The organism is Salinicola salarius, assembly GCF_002179555.1.
GTDB classification, from domain to species: Bacteria; Pseudomonadota; Gammaproteobacteria; order Pseudomonadales; family Halomonadaceae; genus Salinicola; species Salinicola salarius_A.
Map to the genome: position 1 here is coordinate 89,568 of NZ_NHOU01000005.1, position 20,603 is coordinate 110,170.

The window sequence follows — 20,603 nt, forward strand, 5'->3', positions numbered from 1 at the left end:
AACGCGTCGTCGATAGCGGCTGAGGGCACGATCAGGCGTCGAGGCCCAGCCGCCGACAATGGCCGCGAGCGTCGGCACGAAGCGCATCGCAGCGCTCTTCCCGCTCTCGGCGCGACGTCTGGTCGGCCAGCGCTTCCAGGTTGGCCTCCGCGCCGATCAACAACGCCTCCAGGGCCGCCCTGAGCATCGTGGCGCCGGCCAGGGTATCGCTGCGCATCGCCTTGGATGTCAGAGGCAACGCCTCGACCGCCAGCGCCAGCCCGTCACGACACCGCTCGGCGGCAGCCAGCGGAATCCGGATCGAGGCGTCGCGGGCCTCGCGCAACGCCGAATCACGCCGGTTCGCCTCGGCACCGGTGTCATGTGGCAGATGCTGCGCGTCGAGATAATCGGCAAACGCCGCGGCATCGTCATCCACGGCGCTGGCCAACGCGTCATGAAGCGCATCGCCCTCGGCAACCAGCCGGCGGTGAAGGTCGCGGTCGGATTCGCCGCGATGCAACCGCACCCCCTTGAGAACCAACGACAACCCTAGGCATCCATTCAGCGCCGCGGCGGCGCCACAACCCGGGGTGGAGCGCGTTTCGACGGCGTGCTGAAAATCGGCAAGCGAGCTCTGCCAGAGCGAAGACGAGGTCGACATGGGGACTCCCGGAGAGGATCGATGTCTCAGCATAGACGCCGCCAGACGAAGCGTGGCAAATCAAGAGGAGGCGAATACGAGCCGGGAGAGAGCGGACGGAGAGGAAGCGGAAGGAGAGGAAGCGGAAGGAGCGGTAGCAGATGAAGATGAAGATGAAGAGGACGGAGAGATAGCAGCAGAAAATGGGATAGGGGAAGACACCATGGCGAAACAGCCCGGGACCGAAATTGCCTCAGGCCGCTTGGCGATGGTGTCCTCCCCGAGGCGCGCGCCCCTTGCGCGAATAGCTGCCTTTGCCTTTCTTGGGCTTCTGTTGCTGCTGGCGGAATTGAGGCGAGCGCAACGCCGCCTTGAGCGCGTTGTCCCGGATGGGATGCGGTTTCATATCGGCTCCTGAATAGCGGGAGAATGTCGAAGTATCAGATACCAAACGACCGCATAGTCATGCGGCCGTGGCAGGAAGGTATGGGTCGGAAAGCGGCGCTTCAACCCATGTGGGCGAACAGATGTTCGTAGACGACCGTGATGCCGATGGCGATCAGCACCACGCCACCTGCGATTTCGGCGCGCTTGCCGATCAGCGAGCCGATCGCACGGCCAAGCATGATGCCGATGGTGACCATCAGCGTCGTCGCCAGCCCGATCGCCACCGCCGCCGCCACGATATTCACGTCGGCGAATGCCAGCGTCACCCCCACCGCCATGGCATCGATACTGGTCGCCAGGGCCGTGACGGCGAGCAGCCAGACCGACTTTCGCTCCGGCGCCTGCTCGTCGTTCGCCTCTGGCTCGACGGGCTTGAACCCTTCCCAGATCATGTGGGCACCGAGCGCGCCCAGCAGCACGAACGCGATCCAGTGATCCCACTCGGAGACGAAGCGAGTCGCCGCCAGCCCGATGGCCCAACCAATGACCGGCGTGATCGCTTCGACCGTGCCGAAGATGACGCCGATACGAAGCGCTTCGGGGAAGCGAGTACGTCTGAGAGCAGCACCCTTGCCGATCGACGCGGCAAACGCATCGGTCGACATGGCAAAGGCGAGTATGACGAGAGAAGCAGGGTTCATGATCTTATCCAGCCGGTGGTATCACCATGACATTCGCCGCACCCGACTCTGCACTGCGAAATGTCCATGGTCTCGCCAACCGGATCCGGCGTTCGTGCCACGGCATCGGCCGAGCATGTTGACACGAACATCACCGCCGAAGTCTGGTCGGCGGTGATCGGCTACTCCCCAAGGAGGAATCAGACTATAGACGCCTCCCCGCCAGATATCAATAAATGATTGAATTTAAAGAGAAAATTCACCACGGTTAATTCGTGTCGTTGACGTTAATCAAGTTAACGCGGGTTGGACTTTGATCGCCGGGTTGCCAATTCGACAGTTCAGGCTCGCCGCTGTCGCAACCGGACAACTACGAGCCAGGGCCCGGGGATGCCATGATGGCTCGTCTCGGTGTCGACTCACTTTTCGTTCGTCAACGTGCCGGCGATCCATCGCCGCAGATTGTCGACCGTCGCTGCTTCCGGATCGTAAAGCAGCCGGTAAGTCATCGGCGCGATGATGCCGTCGATGAGCTGCACTACCGATGGCGCCCCTTCGCCGCGCGCCAGGGCCCGCTCTCGCAGCGTGCCCATGAGCGACTCGCTGTAGCGATAGCAACGCTCCCGGCGCCCGCCGTCGGCACTGGCCATGACGTCGTTGAGCGCGCGCTGCCCCGGCACCGAGGTCATCTCCTCGAGATACTGCTCGCCCCAGACCTGCAGATCGCCGGCCAGCGCGCCGGTATCCACGGGATCGTCGTCGGGACGCATCCGCTCCACGGAGACATCGGCAACCAGCTCCGAAAGGTTGCCCCAGCGGCGATAGATCGTCGATGGCGTGACACCGGCTCGCTCCGCGATTCGGGGCACCGTCAGTTCGTCGCGTGGCGTCACGGCCTGCAGTTCGCGAACGGCCTGATGAACGGCTTCCTGTACTCGGGCGCTGCGGCCGCCCGGTCTGACGGCTTCTTTGATCGGCATGGCTATCCACTACACGAAAGAGAGGCAAACGCAAAATATTTGCTTTATGAATCGACTAGGCTCAGACTCCACTAACGCAAAATTTTAGCATTAATGGATTCCTCGATGTCACCGCCCGCGTCTGCGCCCAAGACCAATGTCTATCCGTCTCCTCGTCTCGGTTCGCTGGTCTATTACGCAGTTTTGATGGTGACGTTTCTTGCGGCCTCCAGCGCACCCACGCCGCTGTATCAGCTCTACCAGACGACCTGGCACTTCTCGACCACCTGGCTGACGCTGGTGTTCGCCAGTTACGTGTTCGCGCTGCTGCTGGCATTGCTGACCACCGGTTCCTTGTCCGACTACATCGGCCGACGGCCGGTCGTCGCCATGGCGATCGTGGGCGAACTCCTGTCGCTGGCGCTGTTCCTGGCTGCCGACGGGCTGGCATGGGTGCTGGCAGCCCGGATCCTGCAAGGGGTGGCCACCGGAATCGTGACCAGCGCGCTGGCAGCGGCGATGCTCGACAGCGACCACAACCGCGGCCCGGTGCTGGCGAGCATCGCGCCGCTATCGGGCATGGGGATCGGGGCGCTGTTTGCCGGCGTGCTGGTGGCTTACGCACCGGCACCGATGCGTCTGGTCTACCTGATATTGATCGTGATGCTCGTCGTGATGGGACTATGGCTCAAGCGGATTCCGGAGAGCGTGACACCGCGGCCCGGTGCGTTGGCGGCACTGCGTCCGCGCGCGCACATCCCGCCGGCGGTGCGCGGCCCGCTGTTTCGCGTCATCCCGGCGGTGGTTTCCTCTTGGGCGCTGGGCGGCTTTTCGCTGTCGCTGGGACCGACGCTGGTAGAGAGAATCAGCGGCGTTCACAATCCGCTGGTCGGTTGCCTGATTACCTTCCTGCTGCCTTTCATCGGCGGTATCAGCGTGCTGACGCTTCGCGCCAGGCCGCCAAGGCTGGCCGTACTGCTCGGCACCGCCTGTCTGATCGTCGGCATGCTGGGACTGCTGCTGGGAGTCCATCAGCGGTCGGTCGCGATCCTGCTGGCGGGTACGGCGATCGCCGGCATCGGCTTCGGCGCCGCGTTCATGGGCGCCATGCGCGTCGTCATGCCCTTGGCGCCGCCCACCGAGCGTTCGGCGTTGATGGCGGCGTTCTACGTGGTCTGCTATCTCTCCGCGAGCACGCTGGCGTTGTGCGGCGGTATCGCGACCCAGCATCTGGGGCTGATCCCCACCACCTACGCCTACGGCAGCCTGGTGGCCCTGCTCTCTCTCGCCGCCTTCGTCGGCACGTTGACGCAGCGCCAGCCCGAGTCCCGGGCTCGCAGCCGCAACCCTGCCTAACGTGTATCTGCACAAAATCTTTCCCGCTGACGTTGCGGCACAAGGCGAGATCGTCAATCAGCTCCCTGTAGCGTGACATTTCGTCGCCCCGGGTGTGCCGCGAAATCGCGATTAATTCCCTTCTTCAGCGCCAATATCCCTCCAAAATCGTCGAAAATACCGCTCCCGTCTTCTCCCTTCAGGTGATCGAAGCTACCGATCTCGTCGGACTCGTTGCAAGTCTCCACGGCCCATGCCGATAATCCGGCAGGTAACCAGCGTGTAACGACCGTGCCGGCAGGCTACGCAGGCCTGCCAGGCTTTCCACTCCTTGGGATGTTATCGCATGAAACGACTCGACGACCTGACGGTTAAAACCAGTTGGCTACTGGTAATATTGGCTTTTACCTTCCTGGTGCTCAGCGTTGCCGGGCTTGCCGCCTATGCAGCCAACGCTGGCGGCACGGTGTCGACGGGCTGGTTGAACCTCGCCATCGGCACCGCCATCGTGTTCACGCTGGTCCTGGTCGCGATCATTCTCTGGGGCGTGTCCGTCAACGTCATTCGACCGCTGAAGCGTCTGGTCGAGCATTTCGAGCGCCTGGCCGAGGGCGATCTCTCCGGCGAGATCGAAAGCCGGGGCAACAACGAGATCGGCCGCCTGTTTGCCGCACTGGAGCGCACCCAGGCGCATCTGTTGCACACTGTCGGCAATACCCGGAATGCCAGCGACAATGTACATCAGGGAGCCATCGAGATCGCCCAGGGCAACACCGACCTGTCGGCGCGCACCGAACAGCAGGCGGCAGCACTGGAAGAGACCGCGGCAAGCATGGAACAGTTGACCTCGACGGTACGCCAGAATACCGATAACGCCCGCCAGGCCAGTCAGCTGGCCGACGATGCCTCGGCCGTCGCTCGCGAGGGCGGCGATGTGGTGGGCAAGGTGGTCACCACCATGCATGACATCAGCGACCAGTCGCGCCAGGTGGTGGACATCCTCGATACGATCGACTCGATTGCGTTCCAGACCAACATTCTGGCGCTTAACGCCTCGGTGGAAGCCGCCCGGGCCGGAGCGCAGGGGCGCGGCTTCGCCGTCGTGGCCCATGAAGTCCAGACGCTGGCGACCCGCTCCGCCGATGCGGCGAAGAAGATTCGCGAACTGATCCAGCGTTCAGCGGAGCGCGTCGAGGATGGCGCCCGGCTGGTGGACAAGGCGGGGGCGACGATGAAGGAGATCGTCACGGCCATTGGCAATGTCGACGCCATCATGCATGAAATCGCCACGGCTTCGGAGGAGCAGAGCCATGGCATCGACCAGGTGAACCAGGCGATCACGCAGATGGACCAGGTCACGCAACAGAATGCGGCGCTGGTACAGCAGGCAGCCGACAACGCCCGCGCGCTGGAGCGGGAGTCGGAGGCGCTGCAGGCCGCCGTGGCGGTCTTCCGGCTCAGCGCCAGCGAAAGCGCCGCCATTCCGGCGATGCCGCAGCCGACACGACCCCAGCCCCGCACCCAATCTGGCACCCAGCCCCCGCTGGCCAGTGCGCGTCAGGAAGAATCCGAGTGGGAGACGTTCTAACCTCTGGCTTTCCCGTCCAAGGTCTAAGCTGTCTGAAAAATCGACGAGCGATAGCCAGACAAGGCGCAACGACCGTAGGGAGTAACAGCCGAAGGCTGGCCCGAAGGGTGAGCGTAGCGAATCAAAATCGGCGAAAAAGCGGAGTTTACGCGGAGTAAATGAGCATTTTGAGTCGATTTTTAACGCCGTATGGGTGAACGCAGGCATTTTTCAGACAAAGCGTAGGAAGCGTCTTCCGCCTGGCGCTCCAACGTACGGCAGAGATCGCCGTCGAGCTTGAGCGCCGCTGCCAGTTGATCGAGCCAGGCCCGCTCCATCGGGTTCTGCTCGTCGATGATCGCCACGCTGGCCAGATAGACTTCCCGCGCTGCCTGCGGTGAATCGGTATCACGAGCGATCGCCTCGGCGTCCAGCGGCGCGGACATCTGCTGCTCGACCCAGGCATGCAGTTCGTCGTCCGCGCCCAGCGCGTCGATCTGTTCGGCCAGCGCGGCCCGCTCTTCGGCGTCGATATGACCATCGGCCCGCGCGGCGGCGATCATCGCACGCAGGATGACCAGGCTTCGGTTCTCCTGCCGATCGCCGGAGAGCTGCTCCAGCGGCTGATCGGCTCCGGTCGTCGGCGCGTTGGCCGGCGCTGCAGACGACTTCTCTTGATGAGCCTGCCAGGCTTTCCAGGCTAGTGCCCCCAGCCCGGCTAGTGCGCCGTACTTGATCGCCTTGCCGCCCATGCTGCGACCCCGCTTGCTGCCAACCAGCATGCCCAGCGCGCCGCCACCCAGCAGCGACTTGGCATCGAAACCACCACCGCTCGACGACGTTTTCCGGCTGCTGCCCGCCTGCTTCATGATCTGCGAAAGAATTTTCTGCGCGTTCATCGATCCTCCATCACCCCGTTGCCTGAATGTTCCGCACTGCTATAGACCGTCTCGAGGCGAGGAGGTTTAACGCTGGCGCCAATTCGATCAATCGATCAGCGCCGGACGCCGGGGATCGGCGTGAAACTCGAAGGCATCAAAGATATCCCGGGCGATGACGCGAGGCTCGGAGAGCGGCGGCAGTTCGTCCGGCGAGAAATAGGCGGCATCGAAGACTTCGTGACCGGGATCGAGCGGCTTGGTATCGAGCCGCTCGCAGAGGAAGAACAGCTTGTAGAAGTCGAGCACGTCCGCCGGATAGGCGTGCTTGGCCTTGTGGCGAACGGCATAGAGCCGCTTGGCCTCGACCGTGACGCCCGCTTCTTCCCAAACCTCCTTGACCGTGTTTTCGGCCGCCGACAGCCCGATCTCGGCATAGCCGCCGGGCATCGTCCAGCGTCCGTCCATCTTCTCCTTGACCAGCAGGATCCTGCCGTCGTCGATGATCGCCGCGCGCACATCGATCTTGGGCGTGACATGTCCTTCGCCGTCGCCCAGCGCCAGGTTCACGCGACCGATGGGAATATCGCCCAGCATCGCCATCATCGACGTCGAAATCTCGGCGACCTCTTCATAGCGCTCGCGGTCGAACTTGTCGCGGCAGTAGTGCAGTCCGGTATCGGAGAGTGCCGATAGCCGCTTGGCCCAGGCGAGCCATTGATCTTCCATGAGGTGATTTCCGATTCAGGGGTGGGTAATGTTCACCTGAAGACTAACAACTGCGGCCGGCAACGTCAGGCAGCGGTGGCGTCAGGCACGAAAAAGCCCTTCCGGAGAAGGGCTAGTGTCGTACTTGTCGATACAGCGAGATCGACGCAGGCGGCATCCGACCGTATCAGCCCGCCGTGGGCGTTTCACCTTCCGGCTGCGGACCGTGTCGAGGCCCCTTGTGCATGCCGCGGGGCGGTTTCGTCAGCGCTTCGAAGGCGGCGACCTGCTCATCGTCGAGAACCGAGGAGAGTGCGCTGTGGCGCTGCTCCATCAGCTGCTTGAACTGCGCGCCGCGTGAATCCTTCGTCGCTTCGCCCGCCTTGGCATCGGGGCGCTTCAGTTGGTGCAACCCGTCGAAGAAGGTGCGCTCGGCATTCAGCACGGCGGCACTCTGCTCCTGGCTCAGATCCCAGGTGGCGAACAACGGGGCGTAGCGATCCTCCAACCCAGCCGTCATCCGCTCGGGATCCATTTTCGGGCCACCGTGATGACGCATATTCAAAGGGCGCGGCCGTTCCAGCATCTGATAGGCGTGCAGCTGCTCGTCGGTCAGTACATCGGCCAGCTGTTCGCGCTGCTGCTCGAGCAACGATTCCATCGCGGCGCGGCGCTGCTCGGGCGCCGTCTTGCCATCATCGCCACGCAGTTGCTGGAGGCCGGCACGGAAATCGCTGTCGGCCTGAGCCAGGCTGGCCAGCTCGTCTTCGTCGAGATTCCAGCTGGCGACCACGGCGTCCTTGAGAGGATTGCCGTGCGCCTTGTGCTCGCCATGGGCCGCCGGCGGTCGGGGTTGTTCGGTCTGCGCGGCCTGAGCGAGCGGTGACAGGATGGAGGCAGCAACGGCCAGCGCCAACAGGTTCTTTTTCGAAAAATTCATGACTTCACGCTCCTGGTTGCGCACCGAGACGCGGTGCAGGAACACTATCTCGTCGTTTCGTGCAGACAGTGTGCAGCGAGCGTGAAAGGTTGAATCACCAAATCGGCAAGTGACGAGGTCCACTAGTCGACGCTGCCAGCAGACAGAAAAAAACCGCTCCTGTCAGAGCGGTTTTCGTTCGGGAGCCGGCGGGCGGTCTAGAACGCCCAGTCGTCGTCCTCGGTACTGACGGTCTTGCCGATCACGTAGGAGGAGCCGGAGCCGGAGAAGAAGTCGTGGTTCTCGTCGGAGCCGGGCGAGAGCGCGGCGAGGATCGCCGGGCTGACGTCGGTGACGCTGGCCGGGAACAGCGCTTCGAAGCCCAGGTTCATCAACGCCTTGTTGGCGTTGTAGTGGAGGAACTTCTTGACGTCTTCGGTGAAGCCGACGTCGTCGTAGAGCGCCTCGGTGTACTTGACCTCGTTGTCGTAGAGCTCGTGGAGCAGCTCGTAGGCATAGATCTTGATCTCTTCCTGACGCTCTGCCGGCAGCCGGGCCAACTGACGCTGGAACTTGTAGCCGATGTAGTAGCCGTGGATCGCTTCGTCACGAATGATCAGGCGGATCAGGTCGGCGGTGTTGGTCAGCTTGGCGCGGCTGGACCAGTACATCGGCAGGTAGAAGCCGGAGTAGAACAGGAACGATTCCAGGAACACGCTGGCGATCTTGCGCATCAGCGGGTCCTCGGCGCGGTAACGCTCGAGAATCAGCTCCGCCTTCTTCTGCAGGAACGGGTTCTCTTCGCTCCAGCGGTAGGCGTCGTCGACATCGCGAGTCGCGCACAGCGTCGAGAAGATCGAGCTGTAGGAGCGGGCGTGAACCGACTCCATGAAGCTGATGTTGGTGAACACCGCCTCTTCGTGCGGGGTGATCGCATCCTCGATCAGCACCGGTGCACCGACGGTGCCCTGAATGGTGTCGAGCAACGTCAGGCCGGTGAAGACGCGGATGGTCAGCTGCTGTTCGTGCTCGGTCAGCGTGTTCCAGGCCGGGATATCGTTGGAAAGCGGGATCTTCTCCGGCAGCCAGAAGTTGCCGGTGAGCCGGTTCCAGACTTCCAGATCCTTGTCGTCCTGCAGGCGGTTCCAGTTGATCGCGTCGACACGGTTCAGGTGGCGGGCAGCAGAGGTGGGCATATCCATGAGAGTGGTCTCGTTCGGTTGGCGCCGGGGCGGGTGATGCCTCATGAGACATCGGGCCCCGGCGCGTTCACGCAAAGTCGGTCGTTATCGAGAGACAGGCATCACAAGGTGCAGGAAACGCAACCTTCCACCTCGGTGCCTTCCAGCGCGGCCTGCCGCAGACGAATGTAATAGATCGTCTTGATGCCCTTGCGCCAGGCGTAGATCTGCGCCTTGTTGACGTCGCGAGTCGTCGCCGTGTCGCGGAAGAACAGCGTCAGCGACAGGCCCTGGTCGACGTGCTGGGTCGCCTCGGCGTAAGTGTCAATGATCTTCTCGGGGCCGAGCTCGTAGGCGTCCTGGTAGTACTCCTGATTCTCGTCGGTCAGGTATGGCGCCGGGTAGTAGACGCGACCCAGCTTGCCTTCCTTGCGGATCTCGACCTTGGCCGTCACCGGATGGATGCTCGAGGTGGAGTTGTTGATATACGAGATCGAACCAGTCGGCGGGATCGCCTGCAGGTTACGGTTGAACAGGCCGTGGGCCATGACCGAGGCCTTCAGCTCGCGCCAGTCGTCCTGGGTCGGAATGGCGATGCCGCTCTTCTCGAACAGGCCGCGTACCTTCTCGGTCTTCGGCTCCCACGCCTTTTCGGTGTACTTGTCGAAGTACTCGCCGCTGGCATAGGTCGACTTCTCGAAGCCAGCGAAGCGCTGGTTACGCTCGATGGCAATGCGGTTGGACGCCCGGATGGCATGGAACGCGATGGTATAGAAGTAGATGTTGGTGAAATCCAACCCTTCTTCGCTACCGTAGAGAATGTGCTCGCGCGCCAGGTAACCGTGCAGGTTCATCTGCCCCAGGCCGATGGCGTGAGACTTGGCGTTGCCTTCGGCGATCGACGGCACCGAGGTGATGTTGCTCATCTCGGAGACCGCGGTCAGACCGCGAATGGCCGCTTCCACCGTGGTGCCGAAATCCGGCGAGTCCATGGTCTTGGCGATGTTGAGCGAGCCCAGGTTGCAGGAGATGTCCTCGCCGATGTGACGATAGCCAAGATCGTCGTCGTATTCGGTGGGCGTGTTGACCTGCAGGATCTCCGAGCAGAGATTCGACATGTTGATCCGGCCGTGGATCGGGTTGGCGCGATTGACCGTGTCCTCGAACATCAGATACGGATAGCCGGATTCGAACTGCAGCTCGGCGATGGTCTGGAACAGCTCGCGGGCGTTGATCTTCTTCTTGCGAATGCGCCCGTCGGCGACCATCTCTTCGTACTTCTCGGTCACGCTGATGTCACCGAACGGCACGCCGTAGATGCGCTCCACGTCGTAGGGCGAGAACAGGTACATGTCCTCGTTGCGCTTGGCCAGCTCGAAGGTGATGTCCGGCATCACGATGCCCAGCGACAGCGTCTTGATACGGATCTTCTCGTCGGCGTTCTCGCGCTTGGTGTCGAGGAAACGCAGGATGTCCGGATGGTGGGCGTTGAGATAGACCGCGCCCGCGCCCTGTCGCGCTCCCAGCTGATTGGCGTAGGAGAAGGCGTCCTCGAGCATCTTCATGATCGGGATGATGCCGGAGGACTGGTTCTCGATGCGCTTGATCGGGGCACCGGATTCGCGCACGTTGGAGAGCGAGAACGCCACGCCACCGCCGCGCTTGGAGAGCTGCAGCGCCGAGTTGATGGAGCGCCCGATGGACTCCATGTTGTCTTCGATGCGCAGCAGAAAGCACGACACCAGCTCGCCGCGCTGACGCTTGCCGCAGTTGAGGAAAGTCGGCGTTGCGGGCTGGAAACGACCGTGGATGATCTCGTCGACCAGCTGTCTGGCCAGTGTTTCGTCGCCCCGCGCCAGACTCAGCGCGACCATGCACACGCGGTCCTCGAAGCGTTCGAGGTAGCGCTTGCCGTCGAAGGTCTTGAGCGTATAGCTGGTGTAGTACTTGAACGCGCCCAGAAAGCTCTGGAAGCGAAACTTCGCCGCATAGGCCTGATCGAACAGCGACGAGACGAAGCCGAAGTCGTACTGGTCGAGCACCTGCTGCTCGTAGTAGCCCTCTTCCACCAGGTAGTCGAGCTTTTCCTTCAGCGAGTGGAAGAACACCGTATTCTGGTTCACGTGCTGCAGGAAATACTGACGCGCCGCTTCACGGTCCTTGTCGAGCTGCAGACGGCCATTGGCGTCGTACAGGTTCAACATGGCGTTGAGCGCGTGGTAATCGAGCGTCTTGGCGTTGTGATCGGCAGCGGGTCGCGCTGCCGTATCTTTTTCTAGGCTGAGCGTTTCCAAAATTCATTCACCCCTGCAAGAACGCGACGGACATCTTCTGCAGTGCCCATCAGTTCGAACCGATAGAGAAGCGGTACCCGACATTTCTGCGCCACGACCCGTCCGGCGAGGCCGAATGCCTCGCCGAAATTGGTGTTGCCACCCGCGATCACGCCGCGAATCAGGGACCGGTTGTGTTCGTCATTGAGAAATCGTATGACCTGAGGCGGCACCGAACTGAGCGGATCGCCGTCACCGTAGGTCGGTACGATAAGAATATAAGGTTCGTCGACCCGCAGGGGCTGGTCGTTTCGACTCAAAGGAATGCGACTGGCCGACAGGCCCAGCTTTTCGACGAAGCGCCGCGTATTGCCTGACTTGGTCGAAAAATAGACCAGCTCAGCCATGACGGTTCTCCTGCGCCCCTGCGCGGCATTCAGACGGCGCGGAACAATCCCGATGCGCGCCTAGAAAAACGAAAAAGAGAGATCAGGCAACCAGCGTGCTGATCTTGTCCGGGCGGAACCCGGCCCAGTGATCGTCACCCGCGACCACAACCGGCACCTGGCGATAGCCCAGATTCTGGACACGCTGCATCGCATCGGCGTCTTGCGTCAGGTCGACCACGGTATAGTCGATTCCTTGCTTGTCCAGAGCGCGATAGGTGGCGTTGCACTGGACGCAGGCAGGTTTGCTATAGATCGTGATGCTCATGAATAACCATCCTTGACTGGGGAAGACGCCATCGATGTCCGATGGTGCAGGCTTGGACGACTGGAATTCACGCTTTCTGAGCGTGTCCGCCGCTTCTGCAAAATACTATATATGGTAGCCGCGCCTTTTTCCAAGCATAGATGTGCTGTTTTTCTGTTAATCTCCTGTGGACAACTTTTTGCCCTCGCGGAGGCCGCATGGTAGCCCGCCTCCCGTCATGTCAAGGGTGAAAACGCCCTGCCCCGGAATTGGAAACGCGCCGATGGCTTGTGCCAAACCGGCGCGTCGAAACACACTATCTGGTAGCAGGAAAAGAGAGATCGGGTAGCGAAGACAGAACGCGAATCACCCCTTCTTGATCGCGTGCCCGCCAAATTCGTTACGCATGGCAGACAGCAGTTTGTCGCCATAGGAATCCTGTTCGCGGGAGCGCAGGCGCTCGAGCAGCGACAGGGTAATCACCGGCGCGCTGACGTCAAGCTCGATGGCTTCCGCCACGGTCCAGCGCCCTTCGCCGGAGTCCGATACGAAGGGCGCAATGCCCTCCAGCGACGGATTCTTGTCCAGCGCGTTGGCCGTCAGATCCAGCAGCCAGGAACGCACCACGCTGCCATGACGCCAGATCTCGGCGGCCTGATGCAGGTCGAGATCGAAATCCTTGCGCTCCATGATCGCGAAGCCTTCGGCATAGGCCTGCATCATGCCGTACTCGATACCGTTGTGGACCATCTTGGTGAAGTGGCCCGCGCCGTTGGGACCGACATGGCCCCATCCCTTGTCGGCGGCCGGCGCCAGACGCTCGAACAGCGGCCTGAGCGATTCGACGATAGCCGTCTCGCCGCCGACCATCATGCTGTAGCCCTCCTGCAGGCCCCAGACACCGCCGCTGGTACCGACGTCGACGTAATGCAGGTGGCATTCGCGCAGCGTCTCGGCCCGACGCACCGTGTCCTTGTACATCGAATTGCCGCCATCGATGACGATGTCGCCCTTCGACAGCAGCGGTTCGAGCTCGCCGATGAGCGTATCGACCAGGGGGCCGGCCGGTACCATCAGCCACACGATTCTGGGCGAGGAAAGGGCGTCGATCGCCGCCGCCAGCGAGTCCGACGGTTCGATCCCCTTCTCTGCCGCCTTCGCCATCGCTTCCGCGCTGGGGTCGTGCCCCACCACGCGGTGCCCGCCGCGCACCAGGCGTTCCGCCATGTTGGCGCCCATGCGCCCGAGTCCCACCATTGCAAGATCCATACGAACTCCTCTTGAGTCGAGAAAGGCGTCGTCGGCCGAGATGCTCCCCGCGCTCGGCGCCTACGGTTGGCGTGTGTGGCTAGCCGATCGAGCGTGTCAGATGACTCGCGATCAGGCGCCTGGCCGGCCAGGCCACTTCACCGGCGCGCAGTACCGCCTTGCGCAGCCATCTGGCCGGTGTACGGTCGTCGGTGTAGAGCCCGACGATCGCCAGCGTGGCGGCGAACAGCGGCGCCGTCGCCAGACGCTGCTCGCGCTGATAGCGTGCCAGCAGCGTCGGCGAGGCGATATCCTGCCCTCGAGCTCGCGCCTCGCCGATCAGGTCTGCCAGTCGCGACAGCCCCTGCAGCCCGAGGTTGAAGCCATGCGCGGTCACCGGATGCATGCCCACGGCGGCATCGCCGATCAGCGCCTGGCGGTGCCCGACGAAGCGTTCGGCATAGACACTGACCAGCGGATAGCGATGAGGCGCCGCAACCCGACGCATGGCGCCCAGTCGGCCGCCAAAGCGCCGGGTGATATCGGCGTCGAAGTCCTCGTCGCTCAATGACAGCTGCTTTTCCATCTCCGCCGGCGAGAGTGTCAGCACCAGCGACGAGCAGTGCGTATCCACCGGCAACAGCGCCAGCGTCTGGCCGTAGCCGAACCACTCCCACGCCGTCTGGTCGTGCGGCTCTTCGTGGTGCATCCGGCAGACCAGCATGTGCTGACCATGCTGGTAGGTATGGGCGGGAATGCCCATGGCACGGCGGGTGGTGGAAAAGCGGCTGTCCGCCGCCACCAGCAGCGAGGCCTGCAGCCGCTCGCCGCCGGCGAGAGTGATATCGACCTCGGCGTCGTTGGCCTCGAACCGCTTGATCTGCTGTTCATCCCGCCACAGGATCTCTCCCGCGTCCATCGAGCCGGCCGGCAACGCCGCATAGGCGGCACGTCGAATCACCTGATTGGGTACCAGGCAGCCGAGGGGTTCGTTGCGAGAAGCGCCTGGTGCAATTTCCATCGCGAACAGCGACTGACCATCGAAGACTTTGGCGGCACGCATCCGAGCGCGTTCGGCCGGCTCGACTCGCGACCATACGCCGAGCTTGTCGAGAATCTGTTGGGCGGCCCGAGTCAACGCGATCTCTCGCCCATCGCTGGCCGGCTCCACCATCGCCGACCGCGACTGACGATCGATCAGCACCGAACTCACGCCATGACGCGACAGCGCGTTGGCAAAACACAAGCCAATCGGCCCCGCACCGACGATGGCGACGTCGACCTGCGTCACAGAGATTGAATCATCCATTCGTGCCGCTCCCTAGCGTCAATGGGGCGTAACGGTAACGGAAAAAGATGCCACGGCGAAGCCTCACCCGTCGCATCCCAGGTTAACGCCGCCATCATCCGGCCGGTTCGGCACCAGATGGCAATACTCCCCGTCCGTGTTCGAGCGAGCGGTGTTCAAGCCGGTGCGATTTCCAAGGCCGACAGGCGCGTTCATTGCTTTTCGCTGTGAACCTTGACATGGCCCACCTTGTCCTTGAAGACCTTCTCCGCGAACTCGACTTCCAGATGCTTGTCGCCCTTGGCTCGGACGCGGTGGTACTCCAGACCGCTGAAGCTCAGCTCCAGTTGATCATCGTACTCTTCGAGCAGTTTCCTGAATTCGCCAACGGTAATGATCATGACCTCTCCTTTTTTCGAGGGAATGGTTCAAGGAAATGTTCTAGGGAACGTCGAACGCCCCCCGACACTCCAAGCCTAGACCATGACGCCGGGGGCGTTTCACCACCGTGTCATTCGGTCACAGAATGACCGTTGCCACCCGACCCCGAACCCCCGACCATGGTCACCCTAGCGCAGGACAGCGCTGGCGCGGCGCCTCATCGCCCTGTCGTCACCATTCGCGGATCGTTTCATCGTCCCCTCGTTTGCAGGGTCTTTTCCGCCAGGAGTATTAATTCATGAATCTTCGTTTTCTTTCCGCCGCCTTGCTGACCGCTTCCGTCGTCGCCTCCCCGATGGCCGCGGCCGTGAGCTTCGATAGCGTCAAGAAAAGCGCCGGCGAAATGTTGTCCGGCCAGTCCTCTCAGAACACCGATACCGCCGGTGGCGCCTCGCTGCTCGGCGCGCTGAGTTCCGGCTCCCTGAACCTGGGCAGCATGCAGAACGTGGCCGGCGTGCTCGGTTATTGCCAGGAACAGGGCTATACCGAAAGCACCACCGACAAGGTCAAGAACCGCCTGCTCGAGCAGATCGGCGGCCAGAGCCAGGCCGAAGAGAGCGACAGCTACCAGAAGGGGCTGGGCGGGCTGCTCGATAGCGGCAACGGCCAGACCTTCAGCCTGACCAACCTCAAGGATCAGGTCGGCGAGCGCGCCTGCGGCATGATTGCCGACAAAGCCATGTCCTCTTTCCTCGGCGGCTGATACCCGCCAGCGCATCGTACGCTGCCGCCATCGTCCACGGCTTGACGTCATGGAAGAACGCCGCGGCATGCGCCAGACTGGACGCATGCCGATACTGCCCTCGTTTCGATTCCCGACCGTCGCCGCCCGTACCCGCGGGCGACGTTTCGCCTTTGCCCTGCTGCTGGCGACACTGACGTCGCCAGCCCTGGCCGCCCCGCTGCCCGAGGCCGCTCGCGACAGCATTGCCGAGCAGGCGGGCGTCCTGCCGCGCAGTCACTCCCTGCTGGTCGCCATCGATGGCGATACCGTGATCGACGAAGGCTTTCGCGGCCACGGGACGAACGAGACGGCCAACATCAAGTCGCTTTCCAAGACGCTGGTCTCGGCGCTGGTGGGCGCGGCCATCGACCGTGGCGTGATCGAGAGCGTCGATCAGCCGGTGATCGAACTGCTGGGCGACCGGGTTTCCGCGGATATCGATCCGCGGGTGAGCGATATCACCGTCGGCAACCTGCTTTTGATGCAGGCGGGGCTCGAACCCACCTCGGGCGGCAACTATGGCGCCTGGGTGGCAAGTTCGAACTGGGTCACCGACGCACTGGAACGCCCTTTCGTCGCCGAACCCGGTGAACGCATGCTCTACTCCACCGGCAACAGCCACCTGCTCTCGGCGGCGCTCACCGAAGCGACCGGCCGCAGTACCCTGGCACTGGCGCGCGACTGGCTGGGCGATCCGCTGGGGATCGCGATTCCTCCCTGGACACGGGACCCGCAGGGCATCTATTTCGGCGGCAACGAGATGGGCCTGACACCGCAGGCGCTACTGCGCTTCGGCGAGATGATCCGCCAGCACGGGATCCGCGACGACCGCACGGTGCTCTCGGCCGACTGGATCGAACGCTCCTGGCAGCCGCGCACCCGCTCGTTCTTCAACGGCGACGATTACGGCTACGGCTGGTTCATCACCCGCATCGCCGGCCAGCCCGTCTACTACGGCTGGGGCTATGGCGGCCAGCTGCTCTACGTGGTGCCATCTCGCGCCATGACCGTGGTGATGACCTCCGACCCGACGCCGCCCTCCAATGGCAGCGCCTATCTGGAAAAAGTCGAAGCGCTGATTGCCGATTTGATCGAGGCGACCCATCGTCCCAATCAGGAACCCTCCCCGTGAAACATCCTCACCGAGACCGCGACAACTGGCTCCTCACCACCCCCGCCGTCCGATCGACACGCGGCGCGGTGGCCTCGCAACACCGCATGGCGGCGCAGGCGGGCGCGGCCCAGCTCGATGCCGGCGGCAATGCCATCGATGCCATTATCGCCACCGCCTATGCGCTCAACGCCGTCGAGCCGTGGATGTGCGGCCTCGGCGGCGCCGGTTTCATGTTGATCTGGCTGGCGAAGGAACGGCGCGCCGTGGCGCTCGATTTCCAGGGCGTGCTGGCCGGCGATACGCGACTCGAGGACTATCCCGTCGATCCGGCTCTGCCCGCGACGCCAATGGGCTTTCCCGGCGTGGTCGACAATGCCAACATCGAAGGCTACCGCTCGATCACCGTTCCCGGTGCCGTGGCCGGGCTCGATCACGCGCTCGCCCGTTTCGGTTCAAAACCACGTGCCGACGTCATGGCGCCCGCGATCGCCCTGGCCGAGCGAGGCCTGCATGTCGACTGGTTCACCAGCCTGCAGATCGGCGTCTGCGCCAGAACGCTGGCCCGCGATCCGATCTCGAGGGCAATCTATCTGCCTGGCGGGCACCCGGCGACGCCGGAGAGCCGGCTGCGCATTCCGCAACTGGCCGACACCCTGCGCGAGATCGCCGAGAACGGCGCCGATACTTTCTATCGCGGCGCCCTGGCCGAGAAGATCGTTGGCGATCTGCAAGCGGGCGGCTCGCGCATCTCGCGAGAGGACCTCGCCGCCTACGAGGTATTCGAATACACCCCCATGGCCGCCGCGCATCGCGGCTACACGCTCTATACGCCGGGCGAGGTTTCCGGCGGCCTGCGCCAGCGCGAGATGCTGGCGTACGCGCTGGAGGCGATGCCGACCCCGCCGGAAACGCCGACACCGGCGACTTGGCTCGTCTATGCCGAAGCGCTGGAGCAGTGCTGGAAGCGGCACAAGATTCGCAACGGCGTGCTAACGGAGACGGACGGTGAACAGGGCGCCTGCACCTCGTCGATGTCATCGGTGGACGCCGAAGGCAACATGGTGGCGCTCACCTACACCCTGCTCAATCGCTTCGGCTCCGGCGTCACCCTGCCCTCGACCGGCATGCTGATGAACGACAGCGTCAGCTACTTCGACCCGCGCCCCGGCTATCCCACGACGATGGAAGGCGGCAAGCGCATCAACTCCTCGAACATGTGCCCGACGGTTGCGGTGAAGGGCGGCGAGGCGCGCTTCTCGGTGGGCGCCTCCGGCGGCAACCTGATCATGCCGGCAGTGACCCAGGTGGCCGCGCTGATGATGGACTTCGACATGAGTCTGAAAGAGGCCGTGCACCATCCGCGCCTGGACGCCAGCTACCGCGGTTCGGTCCGTGTCGACCCGCGCTTCGATCCCGAGACACTGGCAAAGCTGGGCGAGCGCTTCGAGCTGGAGATTGCCCAGCAGCTGGTATTTCCCAAGCTCTACGCCTGCGTCTCGGCGGTTTCGCGAGATCCCGAAAGCGGCGAGTGCATCGGCATCAACGACCCGACCCAGCCGATCGGCGGCGGTGCCACACCGGCGCCGTTTCAGATTGAACCGCTCGACGACGAGCCGGTCGTGCGCCCCTGATTCACTAGCAGGATTCCGAGATGTCTATCGTTGTATCAATACCGGATGTGGATAAAACGAACTGGTGGATCGAGCAGCTTCAGGCCCTGCTCCCGGGCTGGACGATCCGCCCCATTCACGACCCGGGTGATGTCGAGAAAGTCACCTATGCCGTGGTTTGGAAGCCGGCAACCGGCGCTTTCCTGCCCTTCCCCAATCTCAAGGCGATCGTGTCGCTGGGCGCCGGCATCGACCACGTGCTGGCCGATGCCGAACTGCCGCGCCAGATGCCGATCATCCGCACCGTGGGCACGGACCTGACCCAGCGCATGCGCGAGTACGTGGCGCTGCACGTGCTGCGCCACCACCGCGACATACCGGCCATTGCCGCCAACCAGCGCGAGAAGCGCTGGCAACAGCTGGTCGTGCCACCGGCGACGCAGCGCCGCGTGGGCGTCATGGGGCTCGGCAACCTCGGCGGTGCAGCGGCGCGGACGCTCGCCGCACTCGGCTTCGAGACGCTCGGCTGGGCACGCACGAAGCGAGAGATCGAAGGTGTCATCACCTACGCCGGTGACAGCGAATTTTCCGAATTCGTCAGCCGCTGCGAGATTCTGGTCTGCCTGCTGCCGCTGACCGTGGCGACGACAGGCATCTTGAACGCCGCGCTGTTCGAGCGCCTGCCCAAGAGCGCCAGTATCATCAATGCCGGCCGCGGCCAGCATCTGGTCGAGGCGGATCTGCTGGCTGCCCTGGAGAGCGGCCAGCTTAGTCATGCCACGCTGGACGTCTTCGATGTCGAGCCGCTGCCCGCCGAGCACGCGTTCTGGCCACATCCCGGAGTGACGATAACGCCGCACACCGCGTCGCTGATCGACGCGCCCACCGGTTCGCGCATCGTGGCCGCCAATATTGAGCGATTCGAGCGCGAAGGCAGCGTACCGGATCTCGCCGACGCCGCGCGGGGCTATTAAAGCGCCACGGCCCCCAAGGCCTCGCCACCGAGCGCCAACAACTTGCTAGACTGCCTATGGGCAAGTCATTGCCTCGGTTTTATCCACAGCCAGTCGTCTATCACCGCTAGCTGGCTGCTCATCGATGGTCGCTAAGGAGAGGTCATGTCGAATCAGAATGGATCGGGCAAGAGCGCGTCCGGTAAGAGCGCAGACAAGGCGCAGGCCAATACCCTGAGCCGACGTAACATCAAATCCTGGCTCACGGACATGGATGGCGTTCTGGTTCACGAGAGCAAGGCGATTCCCGGAGCGGCGGAACTGATCGACCAGTGGCGCAAGAAGGACATCCCGTTTCTGGTGCTGACCAACAACTCGATCTACACCCCGCGAGATCTGAGCGCGCGACTGCAGCAATCCGGCCTCGACGTGCCGGAGGATCGCATCTGGACCTCGGCATTGGCGACGGCTGCCTTCCTGCGCGACCAGGCACCGGGCGGCTCGGCTTTCGTCGTCGGCGAGGCGGGGTTGACCACGGCGATCCATGAAGCCGGTTTCATTATGACCGACACCGCGCCGGACTATGTGGTGCTGGGCGAGACACGCTCCTATTCGTTCGAGGCGATAACCAAGGCGATCCGGCTGATCAAGGATGGCGCTCGTTTCATCTGCACCAATCCGGACGCCACCGGCCCCAGCGCCGAAGGGGTGCTACCCGCGACAGGCGCGGTGGCGGCACTGATCACCGAAGCGACGGGGCGCAAGCCGTATATCGTCGGCAAGCCCAACCCGATGATGTTCCGTTCGGCACTCAACAAGCTGGGCGTGCACTCCGATGGCACCGGCATGATCGGCGACCGCATGGATACCGATATCGTCGCCGGTATCGAGGCGGGCATGCACACGGTGCTGGTGCTGAGCGGCATCGCCGACAAGGCCGATATCGAACGCTATCCGTTCCGGCCCAAGGAGATCCTGTCGTCGGTGGCGGAGCTGGTGGACAAGTAACGCTACCCGCGTCGT

21 protein-coding genes are annotated in these 20,603 nt (G+C 63.2%); 7 read left to right on the plus strand and 14 right to left on the minus strand.

The window, feature by feature from the left end:
• Positions 1 to 31: 31 nt before the first annotated feature.
• The 4 genes from CCD76_RS05810 to CCD76_RS05825 all read right to left on the minus strand — a co-directional run bounded on the left by CCD76_RS05810 (position 32) and on the right by CCD76_RS05825 (position 2,669).
• Positions 32 to 643: a cyclodeaminase/cyclohydrolase family protein gene (locus CCD76_RS05810; RefSeq protein ID WP_179208863.1), complete on the minus strand. Its 612-nt coding sequence runs from the start codon at positions 641 to 643 to the stop codon at positions 32 to 34.
• A gap of 232 nt (positions 644 to 875) precedes the next feature.
• Positions 876 to 1,028 (minus strand): alternative ribosome rescue factor ArfA, encoded by a 153-nt coding sequence (gene arfA / locus CCD76_RS05815; protein WP_087718583.1) that lies wholly within the window; start codon positions 1,026 to 1,028, stop codon positions 876 to 878.
• A gap of 100 nt (positions 1,029 to 1,128) precedes the next feature.
• Positions 1,129 to 1,710, minus strand: a complete 582-nt coding sequence (gene mntP / locus CCD76_RS05820; RefSeq protein WP_087718584.1) for a manganese efflux pump MntP — start codon at positions 1,708 to 1,710, stop codon at positions 1,129 to 1,131.
• 398 nt (positions 1,711 to 2,108) lie between these two features.
• The gene (locus CCD76_RS05825; protein ID WP_087718585.1) at positions 2,109 to 2,669 is read right to left on the minus strand and encodes a TetR/AcrR family transcriptional regulator; all 561 of its coding nucleotides are present in this window, start codon (positions 2,667 to 2,669) and stop codon (positions 2,109 to 2,111) included.
• A gap of 105 nt (positions 2,670 to 2,774) precedes the next feature.
• Between CCD76_RS05825 and CCD76_RS05830 the strand changes: the two genes are divergently transcribed.
• Positions 2,775 to 4,004, plus strand: coding sequence for an MFS transporter (locus CCD76_RS05830; RefSeq protein ID WP_087718586.1), 1,230 nt, complete (start codon positions 2,775 to 2,777; stop codon positions 4,002 to 4,004).
• A gap of 325 nt (positions 4,005 to 4,329) precedes the next feature.
• Positions 4,330 to 5,571, plus strand: a complete 1,242-nt coding sequence (locus CCD76_RS05835) for a methyl-accepting chemotaxis protein (RefSeq protein ID WP_087718587.1) — start codon at positions 4,330 to 4,332, stop codon at positions 5,569 to 5,571.
• Positions 5,572 to 5,750: 179 nt separating this feature from the next.
• Here CCD76_RS05835 and CCD76_RS05840 read toward each other — a convergent pair whose 3' ends face one another.
• The 10 genes from CCD76_RS05840 to CCD76_RS05885 all read right to left on the minus strand — a co-directional run bounded on the left by CCD76_RS05840 (position 5,751) and on the right by CCD76_RS05885 (position 15,139).
• Entirely contained in the window at positions 5,751 to 6,449 is a 699-nt protein-coding gene (locus CCD76_RS05840) for a tellurite resistance TerB family protein (protein ID WP_087718588.1), read from the minus strand.
• 87 nt (positions 6,450 to 6,536) lie between these two features.
• Complete coding sequence (locus CCD76_RS05845) at positions 6,537 to 7,157, minus strand: NUDIX hydrolase (RefSeq protein WP_087718589.1); 621 nt, start codon at positions 7,155 to 7,157, stop codon at positions 6,537 to 6,539.
• Positions 7,158 to 7,323: 166 nt separating this feature from the next.
• Positions 7,324 to 8,076 carry a hypothetical protein gene (locus tag CCD76_RS05850; RefSeq protein ID WP_143543255.1) on the minus strand — a complete coding sequence of 251 codons (753 nt, stop codon included), beginning with the start codon at positions 8,074 to 8,076 and terminating at the stop codon, positions 7,324 to 7,326.
• A gap of 197 nt (positions 8,077 to 8,273) precedes the next feature.
• Positions 8,274 to 9,257 (minus strand): class 1b ribonucleoside-diphosphate reductase subunit beta, encoded by a 984-nt coding sequence (gene nrdF / locus CCD76_RS05855; RefSeq protein WP_444875467.1) that lies wholly within the window; start codon positions 9,255 to 9,257, stop codon positions 8,274 to 8,276.
• 101 nt (positions 9,258 to 9,358) lie between these two features.
• A complete protein-coding gene (gene nrdE, locus CCD76_RS05860; RefSeq protein WP_087718591.1) occupies positions 9,359 to 11,530 on the minus strand; it encodes a class 1b ribonucleoside-diphosphate reductase subunit alpha in 2,172 nt (723 codons plus the stop codon).
• Positions 11,512 to 11,916 (minus strand): class Ib ribonucleoside-diphosphate reductase assembly flavoprotein NrdI, encoded by a 405-nt coding sequence (gene nrdI, locus CCD76_RS05865; RefSeq protein WP_087718592.1) that lies wholly within the window; start codon positions 11,914 to 11,916, stop codon positions 11,512 to 11,514. Before nrdI ends, nrdE begins: the two co-directional genes overlap by 19 nt.
• Before the next feature lie 82 nt (positions 11,917 to 11,998).
• A complete protein-coding gene (nrdH, locus tag CCD76_RS05870; RefSeq protein ID WP_087718593.1) occupies positions 11,999 to 12,223 on the minus strand; it encodes a glutaredoxin-like protein NrdH in 225 nt (74 codons plus the stop codon).
• 345 nt (positions 12,224 to 12,568) lie between these two features.
• Positions 12,569 to 13,471 (minus strand): phosphogluconate dehydrogenase (NAD(+)-dependent, decarboxylating), encoded by a 903-nt coding sequence (gene gnd / locus CCD76_RS05875; RefSeq protein WP_087718594.1) that lies wholly within the window; start codon positions 13,469 to 13,471, stop codon positions 12,569 to 12,571.
• A gap of 79 nt (positions 13,472 to 13,550) precedes the next feature.
• Entirely contained in the window at positions 13,551 to 14,759 is a 1,209-nt protein-coding gene (gene ubiM, locus CCD76_RS05880) for a 5-demethoxyubiquinol-8 5-hydroxylase UbiM (RefSeq protein WP_218776976.1), read from the minus strand.
• 191 nt (positions 14,760 to 14,950) lie between these two features.
• Positions 14,951 to 15,139, minus strand: a complete 189-nt coding sequence (locus CCD76_RS05885; protein WP_087718595.1) for a hypothetical protein — start codon at positions 15,137 to 15,139, stop codon at positions 14,951 to 14,953.
• Between the two features lie 278 nt (positions 15,140 to 15,417).
• Between CCD76_RS05885 and CCD76_RS05890 the strand changes: the two genes are divergently transcribed.
• The 5 genes from CCD76_RS05890 to CCD76_RS05910 all read left to right on the plus strand — a co-directional run bounded on the left by CCD76_RS05890 (position 15,418) and on the right by CCD76_RS05910 (position 20,588).
• On the plus strand, positions 15,418 to 15,882 hold the full coding sequence (locus tag CCD76_RS05890; RefSeq protein ID WP_087718596.1) for a DUF2501 domain-containing protein: 465 nt from the start codon (positions 15,418 to 15,420) through the stop codon (positions 15,880 to 15,882).
• A 49-nt stretch (positions 15,883 to 15,931) separates the two neighbouring features.
• On the plus strand, positions 15,932 to 17,035 hold the full coding sequence (locus CCD76_RS05895) for a serine hydrolase domain-containing protein (RefSeq protein WP_256961133.1): 1,104 nt from the start codon (positions 15,932 to 15,934) through the stop codon (positions 17,033 to 17,035).
• A complete protein-coding gene (locus CCD76_RS05900) occupies positions 17,032 to 18,648 on the plus strand; it encodes a gamma-glutamyltransferase family protein (protein ID WP_256961135.1) in 1,617 nt (538 codons plus the stop codon). Before CCD76_RS05895 ends, CCD76_RS05900 begins: the two co-directional genes overlap by 4 nt.
• A gap of 20 nt (positions 18,649 to 18,668) precedes the next feature.
• Positions 18,669 to 19,601 (plus strand): 2-hydroxyacid dehydrogenase, encoded by a 933-nt coding sequence (locus tag CCD76_RS05905; RefSeq protein WP_087718597.1) that lies wholly within the window; start codon positions 18,669 to 18,671, stop codon positions 19,599 to 19,601.
• A 144-nt stretch (positions 19,602 to 19,745) separates the two neighbouring features.
• Complete coding sequence (locus CCD76_RS05910) at positions 19,746 to 20,588, plus strand: HAD-IIA family hydrolase (protein WP_087718598.1); 843 nt, start codon at positions 19,746 to 19,748, stop codon at positions 20,586 to 20,588.
• Positions 20,589 to 20,603: the final 15 nt, after the last annotated feature.

Coding starts and splice junctions, on each gene's coding strand:
- arfA (WP_087718583.1), bottom strand. CDS start 1,028: ATGAAACCGCATCCCATCCGGGACAACGCGCTCAAGGCGGCGTTGCGC.
- nrdI (WP_087718592.1), bottom strand. CDS start 11,916: ATGGCTGAGCTGGTCTATTTTTCGACCAAGTCAGGCAATACGCGGCGC.
- CCD76_RS05825 (WP_087718585.1), bottom strand. CDS start 2,669: ATGCCGATCAAAGAAGCCGTCAGACCGGGCGGCCGCAGCGCCCGAGTA.
- CCD76_RS05905 (WP_087718597.1), top strand. CDS start 18,669: ATGTCTATCGTTGTATCAATACCGGATGTGGATAAAACGAACTGGTGG.
- CCD76_RS05850 (WP_143543255.1), bottom strand. CDS start 8,076: ATGAATTTTTCGAAAAAGAACCTGTTGGCGCTGGCCGTTGCTGCCTCC.
- CCD76_RS05845 (WP_087718589.1), bottom strand. CDS start 7,157: ATGGAAGATCAATGGCTCGCCTGGGCCAAGCGGCTATCGGCACTCTCC.
- mntP (WP_087718584.1), bottom strand. CDS start 1,710: ATGAACCCTGCTTCTCTCGTCATACTCGCCTTTGCCATGTCGACCGAT.
- gnd (WP_087718594.1), bottom strand. CDS start 13,471: ATGGATCTTGCAATGGTGGGACTCGGGCGCATGGGCGCCAACATGGCG.
- nrdF (WP_444875467.1), bottom strand. CDS start 9,257: ATGGATATGCCCACCTCTGCTGCCCGCCACCTGAACCGTGTCGACGCG.
- CCD76_RS05885 (WP_087718595.1), bottom strand. CDS start 15,139: ATGATCATTACCGTTGGCGAATTCAGGAAACTGCTCGAAGAGTACGAT.
- CCD76_RS05810 (WP_179208863.1), bottom strand. CDS start 643: ATGTCGACCTCGTCTTCGCTCTGGCAGAGCTCGCTTGCCGATTTTCAG.
- nrdH (WP_087718593.1), bottom strand. CDS start 12,223: ATGAGCATCACGATCTATAGCAAACCTGCCTGCGTCCAGTGCAACGCC.
- CCD76_RS05830 (WP_087718586.1), top strand. CDS start 2,775: ATGTCACCGCCCGCGTCTGCGCCCAAGACCAATGTCTATCCGTCTCCT.
- CCD76_RS05910 (WP_087718598.1), top strand. CDS start 19,746: ATGTCGAATCAGAATGGATCGGGCAAGAGCGCGTCCGGTAAGAGCGCA.
- ubiM (WP_218776976.1), bottom strand. CDS start 14,759: ATGGATGATTCAATCTCTGTGACGCAGGTCGACGTCGCCATCGTCGGT.
- CCD76_RS05890 (WP_087718596.1), top strand. CDS start 15,418: ATGAATCTTCGTTTTCTTTCCGCCGCCTTGCTGACCGCTTCCGTCGTC.
- CCD76_RS05840 (WP_087718588.1), bottom strand. CDS start 6,449: ATGAACGCGCAGAAAATTCTTTCGCAGATCATGAAGCAGGCGGGCAGC.
- CCD76_RS05895 (WP_256961133.1), top strand. CDS start 15,932: ATGGAAGAACGCCGCGGCATGCGCCAGACTGGACGCATGCCGATACTG.
- CCD76_RS05835 (WP_087718587.1), top strand. CDS start 4,330: ATGAAACGACTCGACGACCTGACGGTTAAAACCAGTTGGCTACTGGTA.